The 13,787-nt window shown below is 36.4% G+C and carries 15 protein-coding genes; 10 read left to right on the top strand and 5 right to left on the bottom strand.

The genetic code is table 11. From position 1 onward, the window contains the following. Nucleotides 1-43 precede the first annotated feature (43 nt). Nucleotides 44-394 (top strand): ribosome hibernation-promoting factor, HPF/YfiA family, encoded by a 351-nt coding sequence (hpf, locus tag AC0L6O_RS06895; protein ID WP_341227094.1) that lies wholly within the window; start codon nucleotides 44-46, stop codon nucleotides 392-394. Between the two features lie 33 nt (nucleotides 395-427). On the opposite strand, the gene tsaB is transcribed toward hpf, so the two are convergent. From tsaB to rpmH, 4 genes are all read right to left on the bottom strand, one after another. After that, nucleotides 428-1,120: a tRNA (adenosine(37)-N6)-threonylcarbamoyltransferase complex dimerization subunit type 1 TsaB gene (gene tsaB, locus AC0L6O_RS06890; RefSeq protein ID WP_473307328.1), complete on the bottom strand. Its 693-nt coding sequence runs from the start codon at nucleotides 1,118-1,120 to the stop codon at nucleotides 428-430. Next, nucleotides 1,120-2,769, bottom strand: coding sequence for a S41 family peptidase (locus tag AC0L6O_RS06885; RefSeq protein ID WP_473307326.1), 1,650 nt, complete (start codon nucleotides 2,767-2,769; stop codon nucleotides 1,120-1,122). Before AC0L6O_RS06885 ends, tsaB begins: the two co-directional genes overlap by 1 nt. 68 nt (nucleotides 2,770-2,837) lie before the next feature. Further along, on the bottom strand, nucleotides 2,838-3,197 hold the full coding sequence (gene rnpA / locus AC0L6O_RS06880) for a ribonuclease P protein component (protein ID WP_473307325.1): 360 nt from the start codon (nucleotides 3,195-3,197) through the stop codon (nucleotides 2,838-2,840). Between the two features lie 114 nt (nucleotides 3,198-3,311). Continuing rightward, complete coding sequence (gene rpmH / locus AC0L6O_RS06875; protein ID WP_341227090.1) at nucleotides 3,312-3,467, bottom strand: 50S ribosomal protein L34; 156 nt, start codon at nucleotides 3,465-3,467, stop codon at nucleotides 3,312-3,314. A gap of 86 nt (nucleotides 3,468-3,553) precedes the next feature. Between rpmH and AC0L6O_RS06870 the strand changes: the two genes are divergently transcribed. The 6 genes from AC0L6O_RS06870 (at nucleotide 3,554) to ytxJ (ending at nucleotide 10,459) form a co-directional block, all read left to right on the top strand. After that, the gene (locus AC0L6O_RS06870; protein WP_473307323.1) at nucleotides 3,554-4,978 is read left to right on the top strand and encodes a M61 family metallopeptidase; all 1,425 of its coding nucleotides are present in this window, start codon (nucleotides 3,554-3,556) and stop codon (nucleotides 4,976-4,978) included. A gap of 129 nt (nucleotides 4,979-5,107) precedes the next feature. Beyond that, a complete protein-coding gene (locus tag AC0L6O_RS06865) occupies nucleotides 5,108-5,917 on the top strand; it encodes a glycogen/starch synthase (RefSeq protein WP_473307321.1) in 810 nt (269 codons plus the stop codon). A gap of 25 nt (nucleotides 5,918-5,942) precedes the next feature. Further along, the gene (locus AC0L6O_RS06860; RefSeq protein WP_473307319.1) at nucleotides 5,943-7,268 is read left to right on the top strand and encodes a DUF4270 family protein; all 1,326 of its coding nucleotides are present in this window, start codon (nucleotides 5,943-5,945) and stop codon (nucleotides 7,266-7,268) included. A gap of 95 nt (nucleotides 7,269-7,363) precedes the next feature. Further along, nucleotides 7,364-9,202, top strand: a complete 1,839-nt coding sequence (gene glmS / locus AC0L6O_RS06855) for a glutamine--fructose-6-phosphate transaminase (isomerizing) (RefSeq protein ID WP_473307318.1) — start codon at nucleotides 7,364-7,366, stop codon at nucleotides 9,200-9,202. 8 nt (nucleotides 9,203-9,210) lie between these two features. Further along, nucleotides 9,211-10,053, top strand: coding sequence for a pantoate--beta-alanine ligase (gene panC, locus AC0L6O_RS06850; RefSeq protein WP_473307316.1), 843 nt, complete (start codon nucleotides 9,211-9,213; stop codon nucleotides 10,051-10,053). A gap of 70 nt (nucleotides 10,054-10,123) precedes the next feature. Further along, nucleotides 10,124-10,459, top strand: coding sequence for a bacillithiol system redox-active protein YtxJ (gene ytxJ / locus AC0L6O_RS06845; protein WP_473307314.1), 336 nt, complete (start codon nucleotides 10,124-10,126; stop codon nucleotides 10,457-10,459). Here ytxJ and AC0L6O_RS06840 read toward each other — a convergent pair. Then, complete coding sequence (locus AC0L6O_RS06840) at nucleotides 10,456-11,079, bottom strand: 4'-phosphopantetheinyl transferase family protein (protein WP_473307312.1); 624 nt, start codon at nucleotides 11,077-11,079, stop codon at nucleotides 10,456-10,458. The genes ytxJ and AC0L6O_RS06840 overlap by 4 nt on opposite strands. Before the next feature lie 43 nt (nucleotides 11,080-11,122). On the opposite strand from AC0L6O_RS06840, the gene AC0L6O_RS06835 reads away from it, so the two are divergent. The 3 genes from AC0L6O_RS06835 to folB all read left to right on the top strand — a co-directional run bounded on the left by AC0L6O_RS06835 (nucleotide 11,123) and on the right by folB (nucleotide 13,786). Further along, the gene (locus tag AC0L6O_RS06835; RefSeq protein WP_473307310.1) at nucleotides 11,123-12,037 is read left to right on the top strand and encodes a WD40 repeat domain-containing protein; all 915 of its coding nucleotides are present in this window, start codon (nucleotides 11,123-11,125) and stop codon (nucleotides 12,035-12,037) included. Between the two features lie 93 nt (nucleotides 12,038-12,130). After that, nucleotides 12,131-13,420: a DivIVA domain-containing protein gene (locus tag AC0L6O_RS06830; protein ID WP_473307309.1), complete on the top strand. Its 1,290-nt coding sequence runs from the start codon at nucleotides 12,131-12,133 to the stop codon at nucleotides 13,418-13,420. A gap of 15 nt (nucleotides 13,421-13,435) precedes the next feature. After that, the gene (gene folB / locus AC0L6O_RS06825) at nucleotides 13,436-13,786 is read left to right on the top strand and encodes a dihydroneopterin aldolase (protein WP_473307308.1); all 351 of its coding nucleotides are present in this window, start codon (nucleotides 13,436-13,438) and stop codon (nucleotides 13,784-13,786) included. Nucleotide 13,787: the final 1 nt, after the last annotated feature.

Raw genomic sequence — 13,787 nt, 5'->3', positions numbered from 1 at the left:
CTAATAATTGGTCATATTCATAACATTAAAATCCAAGAGAAATATGAAGCTGAAAGTAAATGCAGTTCGTTTTACCGCTGACAATTCGTTAGTAGATTTCATCCAACGCAAACTGAATAAGTTAGATCAATTTCATGACCGAATAACTGGAGCAGACGTTTACCTTAAACTAGAAAAAGGTGAAAAATCAGCTGTCCAGAAAAAACTAGTAGAAGTTAGTTTACACGTGCCAGGAAAGACGATTTTTGTGAAAGAGCAAGGTGATTCCTTTGAAGAAGCAACAGACATTGCACTTGACGTACTAACACGTCAGGTAAAAAAAGTAAAACAAAAACAGAACGACGTAAGTCATAAAAAACCAGAACTTGTTATTGAGTCTTCAGACGAAGATTAAAAGTCAAAAACAAGTTAATTTTAAGTCACGGTCTTAGGCCGTGACTTTTTTGTTTTTAGAGGGTGTAGTGCCCACAAACTCTTTAAGATAAAAAGGTTCAAAATCTGAAACGTTTTCAAAATATCCCTTCTCAAATTTAGCGAAAGCCGCTTTGCCCATATCAGAAGCTTTTGGCCTTACTTCAGTCCCTAAAAAAAGAGCATTTTCATGCGTAATTACATTCTTAATCTTTTCAGCTCCTTCGCCACAAAAAAGCACTTTGCCATCTTTTAAAAATTCACCAAACGAAGTTTCATTCACCACCACAGCAGTAGTTGCCATTTTCTCTGCACCAGTTGAATCTATTACCTTACAGTAAACCTCCATTCGCCTAGCATCTAACATAGGACATACTAAACCCTCAAACGTAGGTTTAATCTGATTTGCCATAATGTCTAATGAGTTAATAGAAACCAAAGGTAAATCAGTAGCGAAACAAATCCCTTTGACCGTACTCACCCCTATTCTTAAGCCTGTATATGAACCCGGCCCTTTAGATACAGCCACTGCATCTAAATCAGAAAAACCCTTCTTTAAAACCTCTAAAGCTTGCTCTATCAAGACGGTCAGCATTTCTGCCGAAGAACGTTCTTCGAATAGTTCAAAATTTGAGCGTACCACTCCATTTTCATGAATAGCCGCAGAACACCCATTTACAGACGTTTCAACACTTAGAATTAAAGCCATTATTTTCCAGCAAGAATAGATTTATAGCGAGGCATATCTTTAAATAATTTTAATGCCTCTTGAACCTCTTGGTCCTTTTCAAAAGAAACAAACTTCATGGCATTATCATAATGATATCTACTTAGGATTTCTAAGGCTAGTTCATCCCTAATTTCATTTTGATAAGTCACCAAATCCAAATTCTTCTTTTTATTCAATAAGGCTCTCAAAGGACTTAAAGTAGATTTAAAATCAGCATAGCCCTCCTCTTCATTAGCCAATGCTTCCAAATCAGCTAGAGCTTCTTCTGCATCATTCACATACTTAAAGCCTGAGGTCTTTACATACTCCTTAAACGCAGCATACAAATCATCTGAAGGCGTAAAGTTATCGCCTGGAATGTTCGTTTGATTACTGAAATAATATTGCGTAGCAAAATCAAAAATGAAACCTTCGCGAATTAGTTGCCTTGTTAATTCTGAAAGCTCTTTCGGTTCCAGCTTAATATCAGGGTCAACTCCCCCGCCATCATAAACAGGTCTTCCATTTTTAGTATAAAAAGTAGACTTCAAAGAGTCAGGCACTTTACCTACACTTCCATCCTCATTTCTATGACTATAATCAATAGCCTGAATACACCTTCCCGAAGGGATATAATATTTAGCTGTAGTAACTTTAAGTTGCGTATTAAAACTTAAAGGTCTAGTAGTTTGCACTAAACCTTTTCCAAAAGACTTCTGCCCTATTACCACACCTCTATCATAATCTTGCAGTGTTCCACTCACAATTTCAGATGCAGATGCACTTCCACTACTTATCAATACCGCAATAGGCATTTCTAAATCCAGTGGATTAAATCTAGCAGAGTACTTTTTATTCCATTGCCCTACTTTCCCTTTAGTTTCCACCACCAGTTTACCTTTTGGAATAAAGAAATTACAGATATCGATAGCCATATTTAAAAGCCCACCAGGGTTGCCTCTTAAATCCAAAACCAAGCTTTTCATGCCTTGCCCTTTCATTTCTTCAAAGGCTGTTTTTATTTCCGCAGCCGCCGTAGCACTAAAATCGTTCAGCTGAATATATCCAACCTCATCATTTATTAATCCATAGTGAGGTACATTTGGCGTTTTCACCACGGCTCTTTTCACACTTAAATCGAGCGGTTTCTTCTGACCAAATCTCTTTATAGTTAAGTCTACCTCAGTATCCGTTTGGCCTTTTAATAGTCTACCAAGCTGTTCACTGTCTCTTCCAGCTAGGCTAACGCCGTTTATTTTACTAAAAACGTCTCCTATTTTTATCCCAGCTTTATCTGCAGGTGAACCTTCATATATCATCACTACAGTATGCTCACCATAAACATTACTCACCGTGGCACCTATACCATTATATTTCCCAGTAGCCATAGTTCTGTAGTCTTCTATATCATCTTCTGGGTAGAAGTTTGTATAAGGGTCTAGCTCCTTCAGCATTGAAGTAATGCTGGTACGCATAGCCTTATTAGGATTTATTTCATCCACATAGAGAGCATTTAACTCTTTAAACAGCGTAGCAAAGATGTCTAGATTTTTAGCGATTTCGAAATAGCGGTCTTCGTACTTAAAACCAACCAAAGCCAGTGTAGAAGCAATAAGCCCAATTGTCAGAAATCTAAAGGTCTTTTTCATTAATAAGAGTTGACAGTAATTTAGTTATACAACGCAAAATCCAATCCAGTCTTTTATAATCAAAGAAATCAATCTTTAAAACTAGTCAAAAGTTTGACCATAGCCTTTTCTAATTGCCCATAATCATGAATTTCCTTTGCAATATAAAGGAAGGCAATATTATAATTCTGATTTTCTGGAATAAGGTTTTTATTTAAGCGATAAGCCTCCTTTAACCTTCTTTTTAAAAGATTTCTATCTACCGCATGCTTAAATTTTCTTTTCGGTACAGAAAAAAGGACTTTAGAGTGGTTTAACTCATTTAAGCTATAAATCATCAAAATAGGAAACGAGCTAAAACTCTTGTTTTGCTTATTCTTCCTATCGAATAAACCTTCAATCACCTTTACGTGACAAAGTCGCTCTGTTTTTCTGAAAGACCTATTCAAAGTAATTAAAGTTAAATTAGCACTTAAAGATAGTTATAAAAAGGCCACGATGAGCACAAACAAGAAAAGCCACCCAGAATGGTGGCCTCACAAAGTCCGTAAATGCTATAAAAATTACTTATGCGTCTTTTCGTCAGAAACGGTCAATTTCCATCTTCCTCTGGTACGACGAGCCTTAATAACCTTTCTTCCACCTACTGTGGCAGAACGCTCGCGAAAACCATGTTTATTTTTACGCTTTCTATTTGACGGCTGGAATGTACGTTTCATTCTAATTCAATTAATTTTGTCCTTATCTTAAATTTGGGACTGCAAAAGTAAAAATTTAATTCTTTATTTCAAAAGCAAACGCAAGAATGAATTACAAAATTTCATACAAAGAACCTGACACCAAGTATCTTCACATAGAAGCTACCTTTTCAAACATAAGCCAAAAGCTCTTAAAGGTAAACTTACCCGCTTGGAGACCGGGTCGATACGAAATACAAAACTTTGCAAAAAACATCCGAAATGTTTCATGCAAAGCATTAAATGGCGAAGACTTATCTATCAAAAAAGTCAAAAAAGACATTTGGCAAGTAAAAACTGAAGGCCATTCTGAAATAATTATACACTATCAGTTCTATGCCGACATTCAAAACGCGGGAGGGAGCTATGTAGAACCAAATTTTCTTTACCTCAATCCTATCAACTTCTGCATGTATCTAGAAAATCAGCAGAATGAGCCATGTGAGTTAAATATTGATTTTGCCGCCAATACCGACATAGCCACTGGCATGAGTTTTCAAAAGAAAGGCAACACAAGCACCTTTACCTGCAACAGCTTTCATGACTTAGTAGACTCCCCTATCATGATTTCCTCGGCTATTCAGCACAAAACCTATATGTGCCAAGGCTATAAATTTCATATATGGGTCAAAGGAAAGATTGAAATTCCATGGGACAAAGTACTCTTGGATTTTGAAAAATTCACTTCTGAACAAATTGACGTTTTTGGCGAATTCCCTGTAAAAGAATATCACTTCATGCTTTGGATGATGAGCAAACCTTATTATCACGGTGTTGAACATCATAACTCTACCATGATGACACTTGGCCCCGATGCTCAAAACTTTGATGAAATTTACGTAGACATTTTAGGCCTTGCTTCGCACGAATTGTTTCACACTTGGAACGTCAAAAAAATCAGACCAAAAGAACTGCTGCCATACGATTACAGTAAAGAAAACTATTTTGAAACATGTTTTGTAGCCGAAGGCTTAACCACTTTTTATGGCGACTGGATTCTGTATAGAAGTGGCGTTTTCAACAAAGAACAATATCAAAAAGAACTTGAGACAACACTAAAAAGGCATTTTGAAGCTTCAAATAAAGCATCTCAATCTTTACTAAACTCGTCTTTTGATTTATGGCTTGATGGATATGAGAAAGGAGTTCCAGACAGAAAAGTATCTGTTTATCATAAAGGAGCCATAGCTGCATTAATATTGCATCACCTTATTCAACAAAACTCAGACAATAAAAACGGACTGGATGACCTCATGCGAGAACTTTGGATAAACTATGGAAAACCCTTCAAAGGATACTCTTACAGGGATTATCAAAACATTTCTAAAAAATTTATTGGCAAAAATGCTTCAAATTACTTCAAAGATATTATTGCAGGAAACCAAAGCATTAAAAATCAAACAAAAGCGGCCCTAGAGTCTTTGAATTTTCAATTTGTAGAAGAATCAAAAGACACTATCTCATTAGCCTATTTAAAGCCCTATTCTGACTAATTTTCAAAGGTTTAATTAGTCTTTGAAAAAAGCAAAAGCGAATTGTTTGGGAAAGTTTAGTTTTTTTTTTAGTATCTTTGCACCCTAATTTGGAAGCACCTTCCGCATATTTAACGAAATATTGTCTTTATGAGCAAAATCCGAATTCTCTATCTTACGAGCGAGATCGATCCTTTTTTAGAATTATCAAAAATTGCTACTCTTACTAAAAAACTACCTCAAGAAATGCAGGAAAGAGGCATGGAAATCAGAATACTGATGCCACGTTTCGGAACTATCAATGAGCGTAAAAACAGACTTCATGAAGTTGTTAGACTTTCTGGAATCAATATTACTGTAGGCGACGAAGAAAAACCTTTAATTATTAAAGTTGCTTCTATCCCGTCAGCCAAATTACAGGTTTATTTTTTAGATAACGAAGACTATTTCCAAAGAAAAACTGTTTTTACTGACAAGCAAGGAGCTTTTTATGATGACAATGACGAACGTGCCATTTTCTTCTGTAAAGGTGCTTTAGAAACGGTCAAAAAACTAGGATGGGCTCCTGATATTGTACACTGTACAGACTGGATGACAGCTCTTGTTCCTCTTTATTTAAAAACAACTTATAAAAACGACCCAATATTTAAAAATACGAAGTCGGTTTTCACCGTTTACAATAATGTATTCGAACATAAGTTTACAGAAGACATGATCCCTAAGGCTAAAATGTTAGATATTTCTGACGAAAACTTAGCTAATTTAAGATCAAGAGATTTTGCTGGCTTTATAAAAATTGGTTGTGAATACGCTGATGTGGTAGTTAAGGCTAATGAAAACCTTAGTGCGGATATCAGTAATATAGTTAACGAAATTGCTGAAAAGAAAATTGATGCTCAAATTGAAGATGAGAACATTGCAGAAACATTTTTCCAACTTTATACAGATTTGGCAGAATAGTTTTATGCTTAATAAAATAGATCTAATGCGGAATTCAGTACTTGTACTGGTTTCCGCTTTCTTTTTATCCTGTGAAGAACCAGGTGAAATTGGCTTTACTGGAGAAGAAGGCTTGGAACAAACTTTTTTTAGCGATACGTTAAGTGTAGAAACGAGCACATACCTCATGGACTCGGCTATTACTAGTGGTCAAGGTGCTGCTTTAGTAGGTTCTTTTAACGATCCTATCTTCGGAAAAATCACTTCGGTGGCTTACCTACAACCTGCGTTATTGGCTAACTCATTTGCAACAGGTGATTCTCCGCTAACAACTCCTGCTGATGCAATTTTTGATTCATTATCAATTAGCCTTATAAACAGGAGTCTACTTTTCTTTGGAGATAGTTTAGCAAATATGACCATTCAGATACACAGGCTTAAAGAGCCTTTAATATCTGGTAGAAATTATAACTATGATGACGTACAAGCTTATGATGCAACACCACTAGCGACTAAAACAATTAGTCGTGAAGACCATTACAATCCTGCCGATTCCTCGATCCTTTACATTAACTTAAAGCTTCCAGACGCTGTTGGACAAGAGTTAATGGCTTTGGCAAATAAAGATGAATCTGCAACGAATGAAGCTTTCTCTAAAGCTTTTAGAGGATTTAGAATATCTGCTCTATCTGGTACAGAAACCATAGCCACATTTAATTTAGGCTCTGCTTCTGCCGGCGGCTTCTCTACTATGAATCTGTTTTATCACACCCCTAGTAGTACTACCGCGGAGGGTAATATTTTTGATTTCACCACCACACGTTATAACCAAGTTACTAGTGATAGAACCACCACTGATTTAAATCTCTTAACTCAGAAAGCATCTAGTTTAAGTAGCTCTTTAACTAATAACAAAACTTATGTTCAGGCTGGAACAGGAATAGCCACCAAGCTTACCTTCCCAAGCTTAAATGCATTAACTAGGCCTCAGATTGGCAGAGCTGAACTTTTTTTCAAAGCAGATTCTCTTACTTTTAATAGCGAAACACCTTTAGCACCATACATAACCTTCTTGACCTTGGATAACAGCCAAAAAGTCACTAGAAGTAACAATACGTATGGTTTTGTAAATTATGCTACAAGTCCTACTTCAGGCATTCTTAGCACTTATGTAGACTCTACTAATTTATTTGTAGCAGACATTACACCATACTTGCAAGGAATAACTGGTCAAAATAAGCAAGATAATGGTATAATTTTAGTTGCAGGTGTACCTGCTGGAACTGCGAGTTCTGGTGCAGTTTTTAATGCTGGACTTAATAGAATTGTTTTAAAAGATTTCAAATTAAACCTTTATTACTCAGAGAAATAAAGATTTAGTTCTAAAATGATATTCTTAAGAATCCTTATCAGTAAAACGTTAAGGATTCTTTATTTTTGACCTAAATATAAAATTCATAAAAACTTATGTGCGGAATAGTAGCTTATGTAGGGCATAGAGAAGCAGCCCCTTTAATTATCAAAGGACTTAAAAGACTAGAATATAGAGGATATGACAGCTCTGGAATTTCTCTTCTTAACGGAAACGGTCTTAAAGTTTATAAAAAGAAAGGGAAAGTAGCTGACCTAGAAGCCGAACTTAAAGACAAGCCGCTTCATGCAACAATAGGTATTGGACATACAAGGTGGGCCACACATGGCGAGCCAAATGACATAAATGCTCACCCTCATTATTCTCAAGGGCAAAACTTAGCAATCATTCATAATGGTATCATTGAGAATTATGCTTCAATAAAACAGTCTCTTATCAATAAAGGTTACACTTTTGAGAGTGAGACAGATACCGAAGTTTTAATAAACTTCATTGAAGATATTAAAAAACATAAAGGCTGTTCTACCGAAGAAGCTGTCAGATTAGCCCTTCTTAAGGTTGAAGGTGCTTATGCCATTGTCATTATTGACAAGGACCATCCAAATCAACTGATTGCCGCCAGAAAAGGTAGCCCTTTAGTTATAGGAATTGGAAAAGATGAATTCTTTTTCGCCTCTGATGCTACGCCAATTATTGAATATACCAAAGAGGTGGTTTATTTAGATGACCTTGAAATAGCCGTAGTTTCTAATGGAGAGCTAGTTGTCAAAAATCTTGAAAATGTAGAAACAGGTGCTTTTATACAAACCGTAGAAATGGAGTTAGAATCCATTGAAAAAGGTGGTTTTGAGCATTTCATGCTTAAAGAGATTTATGAGCAGCCTAAATCAATTGGCGACTGCATGAGAGGACGACTAAATGTAGGTACTTCTCATATCCAACTTGGTGGTTTGATAAATCACTTAGAAAAGCTTTCAAAAGCTAAAAGAATTATTTTTATAGCTTGTGGTACTTCATGGCATGCTGGCCTGGTAGGTGAGTATTTGTTTGAAGAACTAGCTAGAATTAATGTAGAAGTAGAATACGCTTCTGAATTCCGCTACAGAAACCCAATTATTAAAGAAGGAGATTTTGTTATAGCCATTTCGCAATCAGGAGAAACCGCAGATACCATGGCAGCTTTAGAACTAGCCAAACAACGTGGTGCCACTATCTTAGGTATTTGCAATGTGGTTGGTTCTTCTATCTCTAGGTTAACCGAGGCAGGAGTGTACACCCATGCTGGCCCAGAAATAGGTGTAGCTAGTACCAAGGCATTTACTGCTCAAGTAACCGTTTTAGCTATGATTGCAATAGCTACTGCCAAACAAAAAGGAACCATTAACGATGACGTTTACAGAAGACTACTTTCTGAATTAGCTGCCATACCTAAAAAGATAGAAGATATACTAACTAAGGTAGATGAGATAAAAGACATTGCTAAGCTCTTCACTTTTGCTTCTAACTTCATTTTCTTGGGTAGAGGAATCAACTTCCCTGTAGCCTTAGAAGGAGCTTTAAAGCTTAAAGAAATTTCATACATCCATGCTGAGGGATATCCAGCTGCAGAAATGAAACATGGCCCTATTGCCCTTATTGATGAAGATATGCCTGTGGTTTTCATAGCAACTAAAGATAGTTCTTATGAAAAAGTGGTTTCTAATATTCAGGAAGTAAAAGCTAGAAAAGGTCGTGTGATAGCAGTAATTAACGAAGGTGATGAAACTTTGAAAGCAATGGTTGATTTTGCCATTGAAATCCCTGAAAGTCATGAAATGGTTTCACCATTGTTAACGTCTATTCCACTGCAACTTTTGTCATATTATATAGCAGTGTTAAGAGGAAGAAACGTAGACCAGCCAAGAAACTTGGCTAAATCAGTAACGGTAGAATAAAGAGTTCAATGCAGGTTCTAAACACTATTTCAGAGACAAAGTCATTTCTAAAGTCTCAAAGAAAGCTTGGTAAAAGCATAGGTTTTGTTCCTACTATGGGGGCATTACACGAAGGTCATACTTCTTTAATATCAAGAGCTAGGGAAGAAAATGATGTGGTGGTTTGTAGCATTTTTGTCAATCCAACGCAGTTTGGAAATCCAGAAGACCTAAAAATGTACCCCAGAACATTAGAAGCTGACAGTCAGCTTCTAGAGCCAGCTGGTTGTGACATAGTTTTTGCTCCAAATGCAGATGAGATGTATCCGAGCCTCCCTAATCTTACCCTGGATTTTGGAAACTTAGAACATGTCATGGAAGGTAAATTTAGAACAGGACATTTTAATGGTGTAGGCATTGTAGTTTCTAAGCTTTTCCATATTGTCAATCCTGATAAAGCCTACTTTGGACTGAAAGATTTACAACAAGTAGCCGTTTTGAATAGAATGGTGAAAGACCTAAGCTTTGACTTAGAGCTTATCCCCTGTCCCATTGTTCGTGAAAAAGACGGTTTAGCTATGTCTTCAAGAAACAGAAGACTTTCTCCTGACGCAAGAGGCATTGCACCCGTTATTTCAAAGACATTAACTAGAGCCAAATCTTTACTATTAAACGGTAAGGATAGTAAAAGTGTTATTGCCGAGATTACAAGTCATTTTAGTCAAATGCCTGAATTTCAATTAGAGTATTTTGAGATTTCTGATTTTGAGCACTTAGAGCCTATTGAAAAGCAAAACGAAAGCGGAAAAACTGCTATCTGTATTGCTGCATATCTTGACAATGTAAGGCTAATTGATAATATAGTTTTTTGATATGAGTTTTTTGAAACTTTTGATATCCAAATTGACGTTAGGCTCAAGTAAAACATCAGCAAAAAATAAGATGAACTGGACTCCATTAAATCAAGAACAACAACTTCAAACTATTAAAGAGGAATCTCAAGAAAGACCCGTTTTAATATTCAAACATAGTACTACCTGCCCTATAAGCGGCACTTCTATGTCTAGATTAGAAAGAAACTGGAACGAGGATGAAGCTAAAAATATAAAAGCTTACTACTTGGATTTGTTACAAAACAGAAGTTTATCTGCTGCAGTAGCGGAAACCTTTTCTGTGGAGCATGAATCACCACAAGTACTACTGATTAAAGATGGTAAAAGTATCTATACCGAATCTCACTTTGGAATCTCTTTCTCTGACTTATTAACTGCGGTTTAAACAGTCCAGACTAAGATATAGTCTTCAATTTTTTCTTGAAGAATATGGTGTCTTTTGTGATAGTTCGGCATAATAATTTCGCCCATAAGCCCTTCTGTACTTTCGTGTAATCTGAGGTTTTTGACAAAATCAACGCCTCGTTTTCCGTAAAGTTTATATAAGGCTTCTTTGGCTGACCAATACACAGACAATGTTTCCAGATTATTGCCTACGGCTTTAATTTCAGTTTCGGAATATAACCTTGGCAATATCCGCCACATTTTAGTTTGTGGTTTTTCAATGTCGATACCTACCGGTAAATGTGGATGCATAATTACACCAATAAAATTCTTGGAGTGTGTAATTGACATTTCCCATTTGGTATTAACCAAATAAGGCTTGCCGTGTTCGTCTTTTTTGACACCGTCAAAAGAAATATTTAGGTATTTGGCTAAATGCCGAATAGCAACTCTACTGGTAAGCATTTCCAGTTTTTTTCTCGGTGTAATAATTTTCTCGAGCTCAGCATCTGTCAAAATACTTGAAGGCAACTCAGACATTAACTGAATTTCCTCCTCTATTGACTCCCATACTAATATATGAGCTCCACTTGCACATTCCTTTTGAAACCGTACTGGCATAATCTATCTTTGAAAATCAAATATCTCCTTTTTAGAAGTCTATATGAAATATGAAGCCGAGAAATTAGAATCTTACACAGGTCATAGGGATTGCGTTTATAACGTCACTGGCCACTCCGATGAAAATAAATTTATTTCTGCATCTGGAGATGGACTCTTAGTGGAATGGGATACCCGGAACTCTGATTTGGGCAAGCCACTTGCTCAAATGAAAAACTCAATCTATGCTGTGCATTTTGAAAAATCACAAAATAGAGTTTGGGCCGCTCAGAACTTTGAAGGTTTACATTTAATTGACCTAGCTACCAGAAAAGAGATAGCGACATTGGCCTTAAACAAAGCCGCAGTGTTTGACATCAAAACGTATAAGAACTTGGTGTTTGTAGCTGGTGGCGATGGTGTCATTACTGTGATTGATAGTGAGCTCATGGCTTTTAAGAAACATATTAAATCATCTGCAAAAAGTGTCCGATCCTTATCAATTAATCCCGTTGAAAGGGAATTGGCCGCAGGCTTTTCAGACAATACCATCCGAATTTTTGATTTACAAACACTAGAACTCAAAAAACAAATAAACGCTCACAGGAATTCTGTTTTTGCGGTGAAGTATAGTGCCGATTATCAAACGCTTTTAAGTGGTTCTCGAGATGCTCATTTGAAAGTTTGGAATATAAATGATAACTATAAACTAGAAGAGCAAATGGTGGCTCACATGTTTACCATCAATCATATTGCGGTAAATCCTTCTGGAACATTGATAGCTACCTGCAGTATGGACAAGTCAATAAAGCTATGGGATGCTCAAACCTATAAGCTCTTAAAAGTGATAGATCAAGCCAGACATGCAGGACATGGTACATCGGTAAACCGACTGCACTGGTTATCAGATGAAAAATTCGTTTCGGCAAGTGATGATAGAAGCTTATCTTTATGGAAAGCCACTCAATATGAGCCTTAAATAGTCGTTTTATTTAAAAAAGGGCAATAAATTCCCTTTTTGGTAAAAGTGCTGTAATTTTGCGTTTTACGTTTCCTGATTAAAAAAAGAAGAATGAAAATAACTGCTTTAGAGATAAAACAACACGAATTTGAAAAATCCTTTAGAGGATATAACATTGAAGAAGTAGATATATTTTTAAATAATTTAGCCTCTGAGTGGGAAAGAACGAGCAATGAATCCAAAATGCTTAGAATGCAGTTGGAAATTGCGGAGAAGGAAGCGGCTAAACTTAGAGAGGTAGAAATGTCTCTTATTAAAACACTTCAAAGTGCTGAAACTACAAGCAATAAAATCACAGAGCACGCAAGAATAGAGGCGGAAAGAAAACTTGAAGAAGCTCAACTTTCGTCATCAAACATTGTTGAAAACGCGAAAAAAGAGGCGGAAATGATTTTGGTTAAAGCCAAAAGTGAATCTGAAACTATATTATCGTCTGCCAATAGTCAATCAGAGAGTATTCTTTCAAATGCAAAAACTGCTGTTAGTGAAAGCCAACAGGCTTTGATAAATCAAGAATCTAGTCTAAAAACAGAAATAGCAGCTCTAGAATCATATAAACAAGAGGTTGTAAATCAACTACAAGCAATTAGCTCGCTTACTTCACAAAAAATTGAAGGTATTGCTATTGCTCCGCCAGTAGCTTCTCCTAAAATTGAAGCTAAACTTCCGGAAGTGATTGAAGAAAACACTCCGGAAGTTGAAACTCCTCAAGAAATTTATAAAGAAGAACTTCAAACTGAAGAGCCTGAAGATGTTCAAGGTTTTGCTTCCTCTGCAAACAATCTTGTTTTAGAGAAAAATGACCCTACTCCGGAGTCAGCAGAGGCTGAAGAAGAAGAAATCCCTCAAAAAGAGGATGATTTAACCGTAATTGAAGGTATTGGGCCAAAAATAGCTGAGGTATTAAACGCCAACGATATTAAATCTTATAGAGACTTAGCCACTAAACCAGGTTATCAAGTAAAGGAGATTTTAGGTTACGCTGGCTCTAACTTTGCCATGCATGACCCTTCTACATGGGCTGAGCAAGCTATGTTAGCCGACTCAGGCAAATGGGACGAATTAGAAGCTCTGAAAGAAGAATTAATTGGTGGTAAAAAAGAAGCACCAAAGGCTGCTGAGCCAAAACCAGATTTCGAAGCTACTCCTACGCCAGAACAAGCTACTGAAGAAATGCTTGATAGAGTAAACAAAGTAAAAGCCGCTCTTAAAAAAGCGATGGTTGAGAAAGAAGGAACGAGTATTGCAGAAACAGCTCCTAAAGTAAAAACTATCAATGACATGGTTGCCGATAAGACTTCGGAAGAAGGTAGTGGCTCATTCTTCGATAGTTTAGGATAAGTAAAAACACAAATTATGGATTTAATTTCCTTAGAAGGAATGGAGTTTTTCGCTTATCATGGTTATTATGATGAGGAGCAGAAGATTGGCAACAAATATTCGATTGACCTTAGTATTGAGGCTGATTTAAGCAATGCTGCCGAATCTGACAAGCTAAAAGACACTATCAATTACGAAGAACTTTATCAACTTGTGCTATCTGTCATGCAGACCAAGCACAGACTTTTAGAGCACGTAGCCCATGATATTATAGAGAAAATAAAGGATACCTACAGCTCTGTCAAAAAAGTGACCGTAGGCGTTTCAAAATACAATCCTCCTATTGGTGGAATTTGTGAAAGGGCAAAAGTGATTATCACCAGATAAT

The sequence above is a fragment of the Arcticibacterium sp. GJ41-1 genome (assembly GCF_055808875.1).
Note: the sequence above shows the minus strand (reverse complement) of the source record. Positions and strands in the feature narration are given on the sequence as shown.